Annotated in this window: 18 protein-coding genes; 7 read left to right on the forward strand and 11 right to left on the reverse strand. The window is 46.2% G+C overall.

The window, feature by feature from the left end; translation table 11 throughout:
* Positions 1 to 164: 164 nt before the first annotated feature.
* Together BLS14_RS20875 and BLS14_RS20880 are read right to left on the reverse strand one after the other, a co-directional pair.
* On the reverse strand, positions 165 to 719 hold the full coding sequence (locus BLS14_RS20875; protein WP_090953749.1) for a methylated-DNA--[protein]-cysteine S-methyltransferase: 555 nt from the start codon (positions 717 to 719) through the stop codon (positions 165 to 167).
* 64 nt (positions 720 to 783) lie between these two features.
* Positions 784 to 1,488 (reverse strand): DNA alkylation repair protein, encoded by a 705-nt coding sequence (locus tag BLS14_RS20880; protein WP_063565267.1) that lies wholly within the window; start codon positions 1,486 to 1,488, stop codon positions 784 to 786.
* A gap of 358 nt (positions 1,489 to 1,846) precedes the next feature.
* Here BLS14_RS20880 and mgtE point away from each other — a divergent pair, with 358 nt between their 5' ends.
* On the forward strand, positions 1,847 to 3,217 hold the full coding sequence (mgtE, locus tag BLS14_RS20885) for a magnesium transporter (RefSeq protein ID WP_090953751.1): 1,371 nt from the start codon (positions 1,847 to 1,849) through the stop codon (positions 3,215 to 3,217).
* 133 nt (positions 3,218 to 3,350) lie between these two features.
* Here the strand turns inward: mgtE and BLS14_RS20890 are convergent, their stop codons facing one another.
* Positions 3,351 to 3,854, reverse strand: a complete 504-nt coding sequence (locus BLS14_RS20890) for a hypothetical protein (RefSeq protein ID WP_090953753.1) — start codon at positions 3,852 to 3,854, stop codon at positions 3,351 to 3,353.
* A 157-nt stretch (positions 3,855 to 4,011) separates the two neighbouring features.
* Here BLS14_RS20890 and BLS14_RS20895 point away from each other — a divergent pair, with 157 nt between their 5' ends.
* Positions 4,012 to 4,593 (forward strand): LysE family translocator, encoded by a 582-nt coding sequence (locus BLS14_RS20895; RefSeq protein WP_063565264.1) that lies wholly within the window; start codon positions 4,012 to 4,014, stop codon positions 4,591 to 4,593.
* A 21-nt stretch (positions 4,594 to 4,614) separates the two neighbouring features.
* Positions 4,615 to 5,391 (forward strand): AraC family transcriptional regulator, encoded by a 777-nt coding sequence (locus BLS14_RS20900; RefSeq protein ID WP_090953756.1) that lies wholly within the window; start codon positions 4,615 to 4,617, stop codon positions 5,389 to 5,391.
* A gap of 134 nt (positions 5,392 to 5,525) precedes the next feature.
* Here the strand turns inward: BLS14_RS20900 and BLS14_RS20905 are convergent, their stop codons facing one another.
* Positions 5,526 to 6,092 (reverse strand): hypothetical protein, encoded by a 567-nt coding sequence (locus BLS14_RS20905; RefSeq protein ID WP_090953758.1) that lies wholly within the window; start codon positions 6,090 to 6,092, stop codon positions 5,526 to 5,528.
* A gap of 145 nt (positions 6,093 to 6,237) precedes the next feature.
* Between BLS14_RS20905 and BLS14_RS20910 the strand changes: the two genes are divergently transcribed.
* Entirely contained in the window at positions 6,238 to 6,906 is a 669-nt protein-coding gene (locus BLS14_RS20910; protein WP_090953760.1) for a phosphatase PAP2 family protein, read from the forward strand.
* Positions 6,907 to 7,035: 129 nt separating this feature from the next.
* On the opposite strand, the gene BLS14_RS20915 is transcribed toward BLS14_RS20910, so the two are convergent.
* On the reverse strand, positions 7,036 to 8,469 hold the full coding sequence (locus BLS14_RS20915) for a glycoside hydrolase family 1 protein (protein ID WP_090953762.1): 1,434 nt from the start codon (positions 8,467 to 8,469) through the stop codon (positions 7,036 to 7,038).
* 68 nt (positions 8,470 to 8,537) lie between these two features.
* Here BLS14_RS20915 and BLS14_RS20920 point away from each other — a divergent pair, with 68 nt between their 5' ends.
* Together BLS14_RS20920 and BLS14_RS20925 are read left to right on the forward strand one after the other, a co-directional pair.
* On the forward strand, positions 8,538 to 9,500 hold the full coding sequence (locus tag BLS14_RS20920) for a helix-turn-helix transcriptional regulator (RefSeq protein WP_256336620.1): 963 nt from the start codon (positions 8,538 to 8,540) through the stop codon (positions 9,498 to 9,500).
* Positions 9,501 to 9,575: 75 nt separating this feature from the next.
* Entirely contained in the window at positions 9,576 to 10,391 is an 816-nt protein-coding gene (locus BLS14_RS20925) for a class I SAM-dependent methyltransferase (RefSeq protein ID WP_063565258.1), read from the forward strand.
* 103 nt (positions 10,392 to 10,494) lie between these two features.
* On the opposite strand, the gene BLS14_RS20930 is transcribed toward BLS14_RS20925, so the two are convergent.
* The 3 genes from BLS14_RS20930 to BLS14_RS20940 all read right to left on the reverse strand — a co-directional run bounded on the left by BLS14_RS20930 (position 10,495) and on the right by BLS14_RS20940 (position 13,349).
* Positions 10,495 to 11,262, reverse strand: coding sequence for a hypothetical protein (locus BLS14_RS20930; RefSeq protein ID WP_256336621.1), 768 nt, complete (start codon positions 11,260 to 11,262; stop codon positions 10,495 to 10,497).
* A gap of 113 nt (positions 11,263 to 11,375) precedes the next feature.
* The gene (locus BLS14_RS20935; protein WP_063565256.1) at positions 11,376 to 11,792 is read right to left on the reverse strand and encodes a hypothetical protein; all 417 of its coding nucleotides are present in this window, start codon (positions 11,790 to 11,792) and stop codon (positions 11,376 to 11,378) included.
* Positions 11,793 to 12,068: 276 nt separating this feature from the next.
* Complete coding sequence (locus tag BLS14_RS20940) at positions 12,069 to 13,349, reverse strand: transcriptional regulator (protein ID WP_090953764.1); 1,281 nt, start codon at positions 13,347 to 13,349, stop codon at positions 12,069 to 12,071.
* Positions 13,350 to 13,729: 380 nt separating this feature from the next.
* Between BLS14_RS20940 and fabV the strand changes: the two genes are divergently transcribed.
* Complete coding sequence (gene fabV, locus BLS14_RS20945) at positions 13,730 to 14,920, forward strand: enoyl-ACP reductase FabV (RefSeq protein WP_090953766.1); 1,191 nt, start codon at positions 13,730 to 13,732, stop codon at positions 14,918 to 14,920.
* Positions 14,921 to 15,026: 106 nt separating this feature from the next.
* On the opposite strand, the gene BLS14_RS20950 is transcribed toward fabV, so the two are convergent.
* The 3 genes from BLS14_RS20950 to BLS14_RS20960 all read right to left on the reverse strand — a co-directional run bounded on the left by BLS14_RS20950 (position 15,027) and on the right by BLS14_RS20960 (position 17,307).
* On the reverse strand, positions 15,027 to 16,259 hold the full coding sequence (locus BLS14_RS20950; protein WP_256336622.1) for a DNA glycosylase AlkZ-like family protein: 1,233 nt from the start codon (positions 16,257 to 16,259) through the stop codon (positions 15,027 to 15,029).
* Positions 16,260 to 16,415: 156 nt separating this feature from the next.
* Positions 16,416 to 16,640: a hypothetical protein gene (locus BLS14_RS20955; protein ID WP_063565252.1), complete on the reverse strand. Its 225-nt coding sequence runs from the start codon at positions 16,638 to 16,640 to the stop codon at positions 16,416 to 16,418.
* Positions 16,641 to 16,710: 70 nt separating this feature from the next.
* Entirely contained in the window at positions 16,711 to 17,307 is a 597-nt protein-coding gene (locus BLS14_RS20960) for a restriction endonuclease (protein WP_063565251.1), read from the reverse strand.
* Positions 17,308 to 17,425: the final 118 nt, after the last annotated feature.

Genomic DNA, 17,425 nt, shown 5'->3' on the forward strand with positions numbered 1-17,425 from the left:
GAAGACAAAAACTTTACTTTCGCAATATTTCCGTTCATCTTCCATTCTTCTACCATTAGAGAATGCAAAAAAACAGGCACTAGGGAAGTGCCTGTACATATTTAGAACCAAGCGAAGTACTTAGCTAATAGTTCACGCTTCTTTTTTATATGAAAATAGGATGATCAGAAATTAAACCGCGCATGGCCGCCATCCGTCACGCCTTCAATCTGTTCAATATCCAGCAGTCTTCGCTTCATCTCCAGTCCTCCGCGAAAACCGGTCAGCTTGCGGTTGGCACCGATAATGCGATGACACGGCAGCAGCACCGGAATGGGGTTGGCTCCATTGGCTGCCCCAACAGCTCGCACCGCTGAAGGTCTTCCCACCGCAGAAGCAATGTCGCCATAGGTTCTTGTCTCACCATAAGGAACATTCCCCAACTCCGTCCATACCTGCTGTTGGAATGTCGTTCCGATCAAATCAAGTGGAATTTCGTCTGTAAAAGCCACCTTGTCTCCGGCAAAATAGGATTGCAGCCAATCCATCATTCCCGTATGCTTCAACGCTGCTTGATTCTCTTCGAGCTCCACTCTAGGAGCAATTCGGCCAATCCAACTACTCCAATCTTCCAGCGTTTCATTGGGCATGATGACCCGGCATAGCCCTTTTTCGGTGGCAAGCAATACCCACGGACGACCGTCTAACTCCATTTTGGTCCACATGATGCTCTTTCTCATACGTCAATCGTCCTTTCCCCTCGTAGGTTTTATATCTGGTTTCTTTTCTCGTTATGCACACATACTACACACGAATCCGTTTTATCGCTTTCCGTCTCATGCTGCGGATCATCTGCTTTGTCTCGGAATCAACACGATAGGACTCCGTTATTTTCTGAAGAGCCTTATTATACGTAAAGTCGTCCAAGGTATTGTCCTGCAAATAACGCAGCGTCGCTTCAGGCTGTTTCACATAAGCGATGGAAATTGCCCAGGCCACTGCCATTTTCACATAGTACCCTTCGTGATGAATGGTATCTAATGAAGCAAGCACTCTGCTGATATATTTTTCTTCCATATAAAAGTTCAACAGCATTACAACCCCGAAGCGAATGTCGTATTCCTGGTTGGATACCAGATAGGGCTGCAAGAACTGCCACACTTGATCCAGATGTGCCTTTGTATATTTCAAACCACCGCAGAAGCTGTCGCATACAGACCAGTTATCTATTTTGGGAACAAACCAGGCAATATGCTGCAGGAGTTCCTCCATATCTGCTTGGGCATGACCGATGACCATCGCTTGCAGCATCACTTCTTCAAAATAATCATCATCAGCGTTTTTCAGATAGACACGCCAGTCCTCTTTGACGATTTGTTTCGCCATCTTGCGTATTTCAGGCAGTCTCACACCTAACAGATTCGTGATATTCGGAATGAGCGCAGCCGAGAATTTCTGATATTCCGGTTCAACCAGAGATAACAATTGTGTTCTTACAACCGATTCCACATGTCTCCTCCTCATCGGGTTTTCTACAACAAGTATATCCCGGCCGCATCCATTTGTAAGCCCATATCGAATGTTTTAGCAAGATTACAATATGCATTTCCCGTGGTCACTGTTTAACTTTCATTCCATTTCGTTTAAGAATACGGAGTTGAAATATGTTCAACCAAACATTTACACAATAACGGAGAGGACAGAAATAACCTGAAGAAGCGAAGCGTTCGCCTTTATCCCCGGATTTCCCCTTTTTCAGAAAGGAATCAAAAAAATCTGGGGATAACAGCGATCGGAAGGTTGTTCTGTCATCGGAGTGCCAGTGTAAATATTCATTAGTTGAACCCATATAGAAAGGAGACTACATATGAATCGATCCCATCCCAAAAAAGATTTTTCGGTTGAAGAAATTACGGAGCTCCTTGTGCAATTCGTGCAAACCCAAAACCTGACCGAATTTTACAAATGGGCCAAAGAACTTCATCCCTACGACCTTTCTCTGGTATATAAAAAGTTCCCTGAACAAGAGACGAAACGCTTCTTGCTCTTATTCAAACCGGACGTGCTCGCCGACATGGCAGAAGCGCTCATGCTTCACGAACAGGTGCATCTATTCGAACAGTTAGGCCCGGAGCGCACTCTTGAAGTCATGCAGCAAATGGACAAAAGTGATCTGATTCGCTTCATGCATGATCTGCCCCTCCAACGCAGAGAAGAACTGCTGTCCAATATGAATCTCGACCATTCAGCCATTATCCGCTCCGTGCTGAACTATCCACCGGAGACGGCGGGACGTATCATGACCGATCGTTACCGTACCCTGTTATCGCATGAAACCGCAAAGGAAGCACTGAGAGAATCGCAGGCAATGCTGCACATTCCTGCAACCAGTTATCTGTACGTCACCGACGATGAAGGCAAACTAGTTGGAGTCGTGAGTTATCAATCCCTTGCTCAGGCAGATGACAACACCAAAGTGGAAGAGCTGATGACTCGGCGTGTCATCCATGCAACAGTCGATATGGACCAGGAAGAGGCCGCACAACTGTTGCAGCGTTATGAGTTTATGGCTCTGCCTGTCGTGGATGAGAACCGCAGATTATGCGGTGTTATCCAAATGGACGATGTTATTGATATTATTATGGACGAAGCCAGTGAAGACATCGCCAAGATGGGTGGCGGCAGTAAAGATATCGATTTTGATACCAAACCATTGGTTGCCGTCAGACGTCGCCTTCCTTGGCTGATTTTATTGTTATTTATCGGACTGATCTCGGGCAGCATCGTGGATTTTTTCGAAGACACACTGAATCAGGTTGTGGCACTGGCGTTCTTCATGCCCATGATAGCCGGTATGACGGGGAATACGGGTACACAATCCCTTGCAGTGGTTGTACGTGGCTTGATTGGACGAAAGCTGGACAAGGCCACAGTGCTCGCGCTTATTGGCCGAGAGATTAAAGTAGGCACCATGATTGGACTTGTATGCGGTTTGCTGATCACGGTCATCGCCTATTTCTGGCAAGGTGACTGGCTGCTCGGAGCGATTATTGGAGTATCACTATTCTTCACCCTGGTTATCGGAACATTGACCGGTACTTGTATTCCTCTTCTGCTCAGTCGTTTCAAAGTAGACCCTGCGGTCGCCTCCGGCCCATTAATCACAACGTTGAATGATATATTGTCGTTGTTTATCTATTTCGGCATCGCAACTCGTTTTCTGGATGCCTTAATGTAAATTAACCTTTCAGTCTTTATTCATTGAACAGGTACTTTAATATAGTAACCAAAAGACTCAACTTCCTCTCTACATACAGTGAAGTTGAGTCTTTTGGTGTTATTTTCAATCTAAAAGAGAACTGCCTTATGCTTCATTTTAATGTATTTGCTATTTCAACTAATGTTTGATAATCGTATAACGGTTCAAGATTGTTATTTTTTCCTGAAATAAGAGAGTACGTTAAACCCTCGTTTCTCCAATAGATGGCACTTATATGTCCGTCTCCTTGGTCCCACGTTTGCGAACCATTAGATAATTTTTGACCTTTCTTCCCATTCGGAGGTGTATCAACCTTTGAGTTTGTAATCATAGTGATCAGGTTCAATCCTTCATCGGTATTGGCATACGTGATTTCTACTGCTTCAAATGTACCATTGGTATCTAAAATCCTTGCTGATTTTTGAGTAACTTGGAAAGGAACTGACGGTTGTTTGATTTCAAACGGGGTCCTAGCTTCCGCCTCTTCAAATGAAATTTCAACTGGAGGACTTAGATCCAAATTATTGATCGGTTGGTTACCTTCCCCATTTTTTAAGCAGGCAGACAATAAAAGAGGTATCATACATAGGAACAGCAACTTACTTACAGCTTTCATTTAATCACCTCGATATCAGAGTAGTTACTTCTATGACGTTTCTATTAGCTGGAAAGTTATGATTTTTTTCCACTCATGTGCATTCTGCTGCAATAATGTACTATAAGCCAAAGCCTCCCCGGAGTATGATCATGTAACTACAACTTGGGGAGGCCCTATGAATCTTACATCTTTTTTCATCTATTGTATTGTCGTTACCTTTACACCTGGCCCCAGCAATATTGTGATTCTCACTTCCGTCGGGCAGGTTGGTCCCCGGAAAACGATGGAGTATGTGTGGGGTGCCACCGTTGCATTTGGCTTATTACTAGCTGCTTCTGCTCTTCTTAATCATCTTCTCGCTGAGATATTGCCTGGCATTCTCCATGTGATGCAGATCGTGGGTAGTGTCTATATGATATATCTGGCTTATCAAGTCTATAAAATGGGTTCCACCGAGACGGCATCGAAGCAAGTTACGGGGTTTCTAAACGGTTTAATCATGCAGTTTGTGAATCCAAAAGTGGTTCTGTTCACGTTCACTGTCATTCCCAGTTATGTTCTGCCGTACTACGATAGCACCATGTCAACGTTTCTGTTCGTGATCATTATTACCATCATCGGCTTCTTGGCCTATTCCAGTTGGGCCGTGTTTGGCTCCATCTTCAGAACCTTACTCAATCGTCATCAAAAAGCAGTGAGTATCCTAATGGCCCTTTTTTTGTTATACTCAGCCATTATGGTATCGGGAATCATCTAACGCGCGGGAGGTGTGTGCAGCATGGAATTGTTTAACTATAAGAAATCACAGGACGTACTGGCTTTATCCGCCAGCTTTACGGATTTCACCTATAAAAAGCATTGCCACGAGGAATATGCAGTAGGAGTAACGCTTCGCGGTATTCAGCAATACCATCTGGACGGACATTATCAGGCCTCCCACAAAAACGGCGTGATGTTATTCAACCGGGAACAGTCCCACGATGGAAGTTCCTATGACAAAGCCGGCATAGACTATGTCATGCTATATCTGAAGCCGGATTTGGTCGAAGAGGTTCTAGGGAAAAAGGAATTGCGTTTTAATAGCCCCATCGTCTATGACCCTGTGCTTGCACGAAGCATCCTGATGATGAATGATGCTGTTCAAAACGGACAGGATGAAGCGAGATGCAGTGAACTGCTCTTGGGCCTGTTGCAATTACTCTCGCAATCGGAAATGGACACCAAGTTGTGGCGACCTCAGGACAATCTGGTTCGAAAAGCGAAAGAAATGATGTTTTGCAGTATTGAAGATGTTCTGAAACTGGACGACCTGAGTGCGGAATTCAACATGTCCAAGTTTCAATTTATCCGCGAGTTCAAGTCCCATGCCGGCATATCGCCTTATCAGTTTTTTCTGAATTGTAAGGTGGAGCGTGCCAGACAGTCCATTGAAACGCATAAGGATGTTTACTCCGCTGTAGCCGAATGTGGTTTTGTCGACCTGACTCATCTGAACAGACACTTTAAACGAGTATTCGGTATCACGGCTTATGAATATATGCTCCAGTTAAACTAATTGAATCGGTACGATTATCCGACAAAATGTATAAAATCCCCGCATGGAACGCGTTTACCTCAACGTTCCACACGGGGATTTTCTTTTCTCTTCCGTTGCCGTACTGCCATTCTCCCTTAATTCAGATCCTAACATCACGCGCGCTTCTTCCTTCTCCAGATCCAGCCACTTACCAATACAAGCAATAGAATAACCCCACCATATATGATGAGATAAAATGACCAACTTCGTCCTTGATCGATTTTTTCAAAATCATCCTGACTCACTATTTTTCCTGCTCCCAGCAGCTTTAACGCGTCTCCAGCTTGATCAATGGAAACATTGCCACTGCAAAGATTCGTATGCAACTTATCGTCCATTTTATTCTTATAAGCAAAGATCAGATAGGATTGGTTCTTCTCCAATTGAATCCCACAAGATTCCGAACCGGCATCATTACCCATGACAGTCATTCGTTTAGAAGAAACACCCTTCCATGCGGTATCCACTTCAAAGGTATATGCTCTCAATCGGTCAGGGCTGAATATTTGCGTCCCACCCCTTTTCACCACTTTACCTGTAAAAACCGATGTGGACGTCTTCAGTTTCTCTTGAGCATTCGATTCTACACAGCTGCAAGCATAAGCTTTTTCCCCAGGGAATACTGTGTAACCCAATCCAACCAACAACAAAATCAATGCAAACCATACTAAGCGCTTCATCCTTTCACCCCCGGCTCAGATTGCAACACCCATCTTGTGATCGTTCACATTTTGTTTGAAGCGATATTTATTGTAAGATTATAGCATAATACGAATATTGTATTGAGCATCATTAGAATTCAGACACCTTGGAGGAAACCGTCACTTGAATCAGAATTGGAAAAAGAATATCTCCATCCCGCTGCTCGTTGCAGCGGGATGCCTCATTGCATTTGTAAGTATCGCCCTGTCCATCAGCGACAATCAGATTCACACCTTTGATGATACCTTGATTGGCTGGATTCAGGGCATGGAATCACCCGGAATGACACGGTTCATGCAGCTCTTTACCTGGATTGGCAGCGAAGTGCCTGTGGTTGTCATTACCATTCTCGCCATGCTTGTGCTGTATATCTACCTCAGGCACAAACGCGAACTGCTCTTCCTGGCCTGTGTTATTGCGGGCTCGACTTTGCTAAATGCATTGATTAAGCTGGTATTCCAGCGCGCCAGACCTACGATTAACCGGATTATTGAGGTGAGTGGTTACAGCTTCCCAAGTGGCCATTCGATGGCAGCGTTCAGCTTGTATGGCGGCTTGGCCTTCCTGATCTGGAAGCATGTACCGACAGCGACTGGACGCGTACTCATGATTATCGTGAGCGCAATCTTTATCCTGACGATTGGAATGAGCCGAATTTATCTGGGAGTACACTATCCCAGTGATGTAGTGGGTGGGTACTTTCTGAGTGGATGCTGGCTTGCCGTATGCATATGGTTCTATCAGCGACATCTGGAACGCCTTTCCCTGTTACAGTCCAAGTCTCTCGCTTAGGCTTTTTCGATCACCATGCAATGATCCAACCCATGCTTGAAAACAAACCAAACGCAAAGAACCTCACGGGTGCATCCAGCACCAGTGAGGTTCTTTTACGTCATTATGAATCTATTTTACAGTGGCAACTTAGAGCTCCTCGCCATTGGATTCAATGACTTTTTTGTACCAGTGGAAGCTCTTCTTCGGTGTTCTGCTCAGATCACCATTGCCATCATTGTCCTTGTTCACATGAATGAAGCCATAACGCTTCTTCATCTCGCCTGTGGATGCGCTAACCAAGTCGATACATCCCCACATCGTGTAAGCGATAAGCTCCACACCATCGGCAACCGCTTCTTTCATTTGTTCAATGTGACCTCTCAAATAATCAATCCGATAGTCATCTTGAATAGAGCCATCTTCCTCCACTACATCCACTGCACCCAGCCCGTTCTCCACAACCATCAATGGAATTTGGTAACGATCATACAGGTGGTTCAGGGTGTAACGTAATCCTTTCGGATCGATCTGCCAGCCCCAGTCGGAAGCTTCCAGATACGGATTTTTGATGCCGCCCAGCAGATTTCCCTCTGCTCTATCCAACGACTCATCCGCACTCTCGACCAAGGACATGTAATAGCTAAAGGAATAGAAGTCCACGCAGCCTTCACGCAGAGTCTGTGCATCTTCCGGCTGCATCTCGATCTGGATGCCTTCTTCGGCGAAGAAACGTTTGGCGAATCCAGGGTACGCTCCACGAACCTGTACGTCTCCACAGATCATGTTGGACAGCTGGTCCTTCTTCTGCGCGAGCAAAATATCGTCCGGATTGCATGTATTCGGATATGTTGTCATGAAAGCGACCATACAGCCGATTTGGAAATCAGGATTGATTTCATGTCCCAGCTTCACTGCTTTTGCACTTGCAACAAATTGGTGATGCAGCGCCTGGAAGCGGGTCTGTGGATCATCAACGCCATCGATCAATGTCTCTTTGCCTTCAAACAGGATACCTGCAGCCATATAAGCCCCCATTGGCATTGTCAGACAGTTGATCTCGTTGAAGGTCAGCCAGTATTTCACCTGATCTTTGTATCGGTTAAACAGGGTTGTACAATATCGGATATAACAATCAATCACTTCGCGCGAAGCCCAGCCGTTATATTTCTGGGTCAAACCAAATGGTGTCTCGTAGTGAGAAATGGTCACGAGCGGTTCAATGTTGTACTTTTTCAACTCGGCAAAGACGTTGTCATAGAACTGCAATCCCTCTTCGTTTGGCTCCAGATCATAACCGTTCGGGTAGATTCTGGACCAGTTAATGGACATGCGGAACATTTTGAAGCCCATTTCAGCCATCAGGGCAATATCCTCTTTGTAATGACCATAAAAATCAACCGCTTCATGGCTCGGATAATACGTACCCTCTTCCAGTACAGGCGTAATCCGCCGTGGTGTCGTGTGCGTTCCACCTGTCATCATATCGGAAGTACTTGGGCCTTTACCACCCTTGTCCCATCCACCTTCAAACTGATTGGCAGCCGTAGCGCCACCCCAGAAAAATCCTTCTTTCATCGACATCATCAATTCCTCCTTCTTGATCTTCCTAACACTATACATCCAGTGTACCACCCATACCCTGACACCTATTGTCATGGTATAATGTCGGCATGGAAAATAACCGATTATTCAGAATGCTATTGCTGTTATTGGAGAAAAAGAAAGCTACCGCCCCCGAGCTCGCGCGTTTGTTCGAGATATCCGTGCGCACGGTGTACCGTGATATCGACAGACTGAGTGCGGCGGGTATTCCCGTATACACGACAACCGGAAAGCATGGCGGCATCCATCTCATGGACAACTTTGTCATGGACAAATCCCTGTTGTCCGAAGATGATCAGAATGAAATTTTGCTTGGATTATATAGCGTCAGCGCCATCCCTCACCTTAACACTGCCCATATGCTCAAACGTTTAACCGCCCTGTTTGATCACAAGCTGGATTGGATCGAGTTCGACTTTTCACCATGGGGCAGCATTCCACTGCAGGAGAGGGAGCTGTTCAATCAGGTCAAGCAGGCGATCTTCACGAATCAATGGATTACGTTTCACTATGTCAATTCGGATGGAGAGAAGAGTGTTCCGACGGTTGAACCTCTCAAACTTTTGTTCAAGAACAGTACTTGGTATTTCAAGGGGTACATTCACGACGAGCACGACCGAAACGAATTTCAGACGTTCAAAATGAAACGCATTACCCAGCTGAAATTTCTGCCTAGGGTTCCCCGAAACAACATGAACATCGGATCAACGGAAAATGAGACACAAGTCTCTATCAACCAAATCGCTCTGGAACTGTCGTTCTCCAACTCTATTGCGTATAGGGTGTATGATTTTTTTGAACCATCACGCGTTGAAAAAGAGCCCGACGGCAGGCTGCGCGTTGCCCTTGAACTCAATGAGGGAGAATGGCTGTACTCCTTCCTGATGTCGTTTGGATCTGACCTGACCGTAATCAAGCCTGCACACGTTGGACAGGAACTGCTTAGGCGACATATCAAAGCGGTAGAACATTTACAACAGGTCGTTAACAACAGGTTGGAAAATGAATGATATAATGTAGCTCTGATCATCTGTTGATTCTTTTACTTTTTTGCTATCTATCCATTTCCTGAAGGAGGTTTGTCCATGCAAGACATTAGACGTAACAATGTGGAACGATTCAAAGGTTTCGGTACGTTATATGACCAGAACCGGCCCGCTGCGCCCACCGAGGTCGTAGATATTCTGACGAATTATTTGGGCAGCAAACCTCGCTTGGTCGCAGATGTTGGCTGTGGTACGGGCTTATCGTCATGGATTTGGCTAAATGAGGCAGAACGTGTTATTGGCGTCGAACCAAGCGATGATATGAGAGCTGTCGCAGAGTCCAAATGGGAAGCCGCAGGCAAACCGGACCATCTTCGCTTTGTCTCCGGCCTGTCCCACGAACTGGTACTACCTGATGGCAGTGTGGATATCGTGACCTGCTCACAGTCGTTCCACTGGATGGAGCCCCAGTCCACACTGCGCGAATTTGCGCGTGTACTGCGTCCAGGAGGCATATTTGCTGCCTACGACTGTGACTGGCCACCAGTGGTCGATTGGCAGCTGGAACAAGCCTATCTGCATTTGAATACGGAGGCAGATCATCGAGCTGCCAGTCTGGCTCCCCAGGAGAATCAAGCACATAAATGGAGTAAAGACGGACATTTGCAGCAGATTCAGCAGTCCGGCTTGTTCCGTTACTCGCGTGAAATTGTGTTTCATCATCGGGAAACATTCGATGCCGACCGATACGTCAATCTGGCACTAAGCCAAGGCGGCCTGCAAACGGCAGTGAAACTCGGAGCGACTGATCTACTTGAGGTAGCAGACGAATTTAGACAGCTGGCTACTCGTATATTTGCCGGTGAATCGAGACAAGTTCTATTCTCATATCGGATGCGTTTGGGCATCGTCTGATCTTAATCTAATCTCATCCAGAATCTCCAAAACATAATTCACAAAAGAAACCTGCCCATCACGAACACAGTGATGTTGCAGGTTTCTTTTGTTTATATAGCCATCAGGATGAGAACAAATTACTTAGTTGTTCTTCCTGTACATTCAATGCCAACACTACTTTTGACGGGTCCTGCTTCGAGTAGATCACGTTAATAATATGACCTTGCTGAACCTGAGGTAGGGTAGATGGATAAATTTCCTTTGGTATAGTGACCTTAAATGTCTCTCCATTTGACTTCGTTACACTAAGCGTTAGCTGAAGTTTGATTTTGCCATTACCTCCGCTTCCAAGTGGAGTAACATCCAATATCTTGGCCATCGCTTTCTCGCCCGTTCGTGCAATATCCATCATCTCAGGTGCCACACCATGCTGCACCATCTTCTCATCCAGCAATTGCTGTATATCTTCCTGCGATAGCCTCCCCTTCAGATCAAGCCCTACCTTGTGTTCATCCGTCACAGAGACCACTAAGGGAATTAAACTGCCCGGCTGGAATTGAGACATTGAAGTCAACGGTATGATCGTTCTCAACTCGGTATCGTATTTCTCACGTCCTTTACGCGAGACGGTCAGGCCCAGTCGAACTTCCGGCTGCTCATTAATATACGTACCCGTCTGCTGGATGCTTTTAATGACACCAACCGCTGGTAATCCTGACTTCACTCTCCCAACGCCGAAGATATTAGCCAAAATGGAGGGAATAAAGATCAGCCCAAATCCGGCAAAAATCGCTGGTGTATACCACCATGCCTGCATAATGATAAAAGGATCATTCCACAGCTGCTGTGCCAGAAATGGGGAGAATCCCACCCCAAACACAGTCAACACACCGACCAATCTCAGGAAACCTACCATCTGCCCCACCCTCTCTATATCTCTATTATTCGTTGTTAGTTGTCTTTATTAAATGATAGAATGCTCGTTTGTAGTTCGAACACCTTCTAGATAGACAACAGACCCATGTAAATTAGCTCTGTCGGATTCGCCGGATTTTGCCCCAATCCCACTCGATCTCCCACGCGTGGAATCTGCATCTTGGACACCAGTGTTTCCAATGTTCGCTGATACTGATTGCCATTCGTCTCTGTTACATCCAGCACAAGCACAACAATTGGATCAAAATTGATCAGCTTGCCCGTATCGGTAATCGTGATTACCGTGGCTGTTGCAGTTAAGGGAAGGGAACCACTTGCCGCCAGTTGTGCCTGTTTTGCCGAATCCAGACTCTGGTTGATGGCTTCCCGATGCTCCTTTGATACAAAACCTTTCATCATCATGCCGGTAAGTCCTTTATTCATCATTTTATCCGCCTTCGCAATCGCATCTTCCTGCTTGTTCTTTTTACCAAACCATCCCATAATGAACACCTCGTTTTTTTTGTTTTTGGTTATAGTTAAAGTATAAACAGGACGGCTTGTCCTTGAATACCCTTTTGACTGCATACAAAAGAAACGAAAAAACCGGTGATTAAACCACTGGATTTTCGTTTCTTTAACATACATTTCGGTTGATTCCGCAAAAAAAGAGCCGAAAACGACTCTTGAATGAAAGGTTGGCAGGCATATTTTGTGCCTAATGCACCGGTGTTGAACAAAATCATGCAAAAAAATGGCGGTTCCAAGCCGATTTTCAATCTATTTTTTGCGTAACAGGTAGACCAGCTTCCGATAATACATGGCGGCTTCCTTATATTTTCGCTGATCCTCGGACACCACGGCCATTCCCTCATATAAAGGTTCAAGACGCATGACATGCTGCACGGACTCAAAATAAGGCAGACACGAAAGCGCACGCTCCATGAACACTTCACGATCTCCATGTGCAAGAGCCAGATGGCTCTGGTAGAAGGTTGCACTCATCTGCTGATCCTGAGTCGTTGCACTATTCAACAGTTGATCCACACTCTGCGCGAGTCCCCCCCAGTTCTTTCGTGCCAGTGCCACTTCACAGCGATACACACTCACTAAAGGCTTCATGGCCTGCTGGGTTTCTTCGGGTTCCTGCTGCAACAGGGATTCGAATCGCTCGATCTCCGACTGCGCCTGATCCAGCTCCCCTGTCATGGTTAACATCACAATCCGATTATTGGCAATGGCAGTGACAAGATCGCCCTGATTACCCGCATACACCAGATTCGCCTCTGCCATGGTCAATGCCGAGAGCGCCTCCTGTACAAGTCCCATCGCAAAGCAATATCCGCTGTACGCCACATACAAACCGGACAACCGATGAAACAGCCGCTGATCATAGACATGTCTCATGGTGAGATCGAATACCTGCTTGGCCTCTTCGTACTGTTTGACCTGAATGTAGGCTTCCATCTTGATATTTTGCACAGACAGCCAGAATTCACTTCCAGGAAGGGCCAATTCACTGAGCCTGGTTGCATGTGTTAACACATCCACAGAAGCAAGCTTGGAACGATAGTACTGCACTTTGTAATATAATAACGCCTTTGCTAACGGACGGGGCAGATCCACATCGTCAGGACGGCCGTATTTCTCCAGATAAAAATTCAAATAGGATGTATGTATATATTCATGAGCCGATGCATCATTTAATTGTTGGTAATAGACCGCCTTCATTAAAGCCGTGGTTAGCTCTACTGTCAGCGTATCATCCCGATCTTCAAGTGCATGGACCGTTTCTTCTAATATGGCGGAAGCTGGAACTGACATTTGTTCAAAAATGGCCTCTGCCCGCGCCAGTGTTTCTTCATCCTGTGCAGAAGCGTTTAACAGATAGGAAGTCGTTACGCCAAGACGTGACGCAATAGCCTCTGCCAGATCTTCAGGGAGTGGATAACGATCGGCCAGAATATTGGCAAAGTGAGCCTGCGTAACCAGACCTTCCACGAGGTCTTTGCGGGAGATTTGCTTTCTTTTGCTCAGAAATTCAATCCGTTCCTTCAGCATGGCTAGTCTTCCTTTCGTTTCGATCCTGGAATTACTATAAGTTGAACGAATGATTTTACACTAGAGCACTACGTGGCCAGAACCATCTTCCGATCGCTGTTATCCCCAGATTTTTTGAAATCCCTTATAGAAGGGGAAAATCCGGTGATAAAGGCGAACGCTTCGCTTCTGCAGACCTGTTCTGTCCTCTCCGTTATCGTGTAAATGTTTAGCTCAAATTATATAATATCATCCCGGATGCGAAGCCGGATACCGTCTTTTAGCCAAATCCATCGAAACGGTTTCCGTTTCGGAGGCAATTGTTTTACAATAAGGTGGTATGTACAAGAGCATTATCCAATAATGAAGAACAAGAGTTGAATATGAAAGGATGCAAATGAATGATTATTAAACCAAGAACACGTGGTTTTATTTGTACAACTTCCCATCCTGTAGGCTGTGCTGCACAAGTCCAGGAGCAAATTGATTATGTCAAATCCCAACCGCAATTGAACGGACCGCGGAACGTACTCGTTATCGGAGCTTCTACTGGATATGGACTTGCTTCGCGTGTCGTATCCGCATTCGGTGCCGGAGCCAACACCATCGGCATTTATCGCCCAAGCAGCTCCACTGAAAAACGTACGGCTTCAGCAGGCTGGTACAACTCCGCTGCATTTGAGAAAGCTGCAGAAGAAGCAGGACTGAAATCATACAGTATCACAGGTGATGCCTTTGCCAACGAAACAAGAGAAAAGACCGTTGAACTGATTCGCAGTGAACTCGGTCAGGTTGATCTGGTTGTCTACAGCGTAGCGTCAGCACGCCGTACCGATCCGAATACTGGTGAAGTATTCAACTCCGTGCTCAAACCGATTGGACAATCGTATACGAACAAAACAGTCAATTTTCATACGGGAGAAGTTACGTCCGTTACGATTGATCCGGCATCCGATGAAGAAATTCGCCAGACCGTAGCCGTGATGGGTGGAGATGATTGGGAACTGTGGATGGATGCCTTGCAACAAGGTGGCGTACTCGCCGACAATGCAACAACCATTGCCTTTTCTTACATCGGTCCTGAACTTACGCATGCCATTTATCGTGATGGTTCCATCGGTCAAGCCAAAAACCATCTGGAAGCGACAGCCCACAAGCTGAATGATCGTCTGAGTGCAAAGGGCGGACGTGCTTACCTAACCGTAGCCAAAGCGCTGGTAACCCAGTCAAGCTCTGCAATTCCAGTGGTGCCGTTGTATATCTCTGCATTGTACAAAGTCATGAAGGAAAAAGGCTTGCATGAAGGCTGCATCGAGCAATTGCAACGCTTGTTCGCTGATCGCCTCTATGCGGGAGGAGAAGTTCCGACCGATGAAGCAGGGCGTATTCGTATTGACGATTGGGAGATGAGAGCGGATGTTCAGGAAGAAGTGGCGAAGCTCTGGAACGAGCTGACCACCGAAAACATCTACGATCTGTCCGATCTGGTAGGATACCGTCAGGAATTCTTCCAACTGTTTGGTTTCGAAACCGACGGTGTGGATTATGAAGCAGATGTTGATCCAAATGTTGAAGTACCACATCTGCGTTAATTGAAAACTAATTTTGCTGTTAGACTGGAGTAAACAAGCTTATTACAGGGTCCAGATCCAGCCTTAGGGGAGCGAGCTTTCGCTCCCTTTTTGACGTCTACCGATTCTATAAGATCGACTTGAGTTGCTTTTTCAACCCCTTCGGCACCGTCTTCTCTACCGTGATGGATCTCGCTCCATGCATCGTTGCAAAGAAATGGAGTCCCTCCCGAAAATCCGCGATCCATTCCTCCACAGGCGAAGCAGTCTCTTCCATCGATAACAACCGAACCGTTAGCACGCCCGTTTTGCGATCGAGTCGCGGGTCCATTCGTCCAATCAGCCGATCGCCGTGAAGAATGGGCATGGCGTAATATCCGTAGGTTCGTTTCACCTCTGGTGTGTAAATCTCCCACTTATAATGGAAATCAAATAAATCCACAATCCGTTCCCGTCTCCACAGCAGGTTGTCCAGCGGGGGCAGGAATCGTACCGGACCTGATGGATCATAATGCATTTCTTCCCTTTCCATCTCACGCAACAAACCCTCATCTTCTGCACGGATGTAATAAGGCGTCGCGACGTCCTCTACCTCCAGTGCGATCATGCGACCATCTGCGACACGTGCAGCCATATCATTCCGACGTTCGGCAGCCGTGGATTTCATCCAGCCTAATCGTGGATCTCGGGCATCCACGACCCGATATGCGTAAATGTACTTGTCCATCAAAGCTTGCCTTTGAGTCAAAGGATCGATTTCCGCTGTCGTGGATTCGCCCTGCTCCAACAATCCGGATTCAGTAATATGAAAATATCGTTCATTCCCCTGCCTTGCCACGACACGAATGGCAGCCGAATCCAGCAGCAAGTTTAACGCTAGCGTAGTATCCTTCGTTTTCGGTACATCCGCATTGTCCCAATATCCGCTTACCCGTTCGACGGCACGAAAAGCTCTGGAGGGTAACGGCCCCTCTTCTTCCAAACGCTTCAGCACATGCTGCACCGTGTTTCCCAGCCCTTCCAATGACGGAGCCAGACGATCCCTTAATCGGGCACGTACAGGTTCGAACATCGCATAATCTTCGATCGGAATAACACATGCGGCATTGGCAAAATATTCGAACACTTTATGATCACTTAGCAAGGTATGTAAATATTCGGAGGTATAGCCCGAATCACGAGCGCCCAGCACCAAATGCTGATTCCCGGTTACGGCAGCGACAGGATCAATCTGTACGCAGCCAAGGGAGCGAATCAGCTGCATCACCTGTTCAGGACCCGAAGGCAAGGAAACGGCGGGCCAACGTCCCAATAAAAATTGCGTCTGCAGCAAAAAACGCCGTACGATTCTTTTATTCATGCGAAGCGCTTTTGTCATATGTAGAATTCTTCCCTTCATCGAAGATAGGAGGATGTATAGCTATAATTGATCCAATTAAAAAGATATACATTGATTTTAACAGTCCAAGGGATGTCATACCAATCGAAGGAAGAGCTTTTTTTAAAATTTTGATGCTTATGCAGCACTCCGCACATCACAGACAAAATAAAAAGAAGCACCACCATCCTGGGTCCGCTTCTTGTGTTTGACCTTTTGCAATTTTTCCTGTTTCGTGGGCATGAGTCGAACATGCTGGGATAATGCTCCATAATCTCCGTTTACTCTCCGACTTTGCTCTGGACACCATTGTCCTGACCGCTCTGCTTTGCGCAATGCTTTTTGCGTTTGTGTACGTGCCATGATAATTGAACACACTCCCTTGGTTGGTATGCACTCAATATATCATGTGCAGGCAGACAAGTGAAGGTGATTAACGTGGAACTCTTTTCCGCCGTGATTGCCATGTTTCCACAGGTTCCTGATCGTCTTCCTCAATCAATTCCAGTGCTTCTTCCATTCTTCTGGATTTAAACAGCATGATCAGGTCCATCAGATCTTCACGGTCCAGCAGCTTCACCCCGTTGACCGCTGCTAGCGTCCGGCATGCTTCCGTATATCTGGCTGAGGTGAGCACGATGGATCGATCTGCTTCATAATAACGCATGGACGTGTAAATCTCCTGTACTGCGCTGAGTCCAACCGGATGATTTGCTCCGTAACGCTTGGCCTGAATGACATTACGTCTGCCTGCTCTATCCACAAATACAAGGTCCGCACCAAAATCACGGCTGCTTGTAGTCTTATGTACTTCGGCATAACCGAGTTGTTGGAATAAATGATACAGGTACAGTTCAAATTCCGATCCATCCTGCATTTTATCGATATCCTTAATCGTAATCTTACGCGGATTGGCCTCACTTCGTATGCGCTGCCCTCGCCGAATTACACGGCGAATGATCCAGGCAATGAGCAGTAAAAGGACGATAACGCCTATACCCACAGTGGTCATATTTTCATTCCAGTTCATGTCTGTTCTCCTTGTCGTTCCTCTAATCTGTCAGGCTAATCTCCCTCTTAGCCCTCGTCACCCGACTAAATATAGCAGACTTCTCTCGTAACAGAAAGAAGATGAATTCCCTGTAACC

The organism is Paenibacillus sp. OK060, assembly GCF_900101205.1.
Taxonomy (GTDB): Bacteria; Bacillota; Bacilli; order Paenibacillales; family Paenibacillaceae; genus Paenibacillus; species Paenibacillus marchantiae.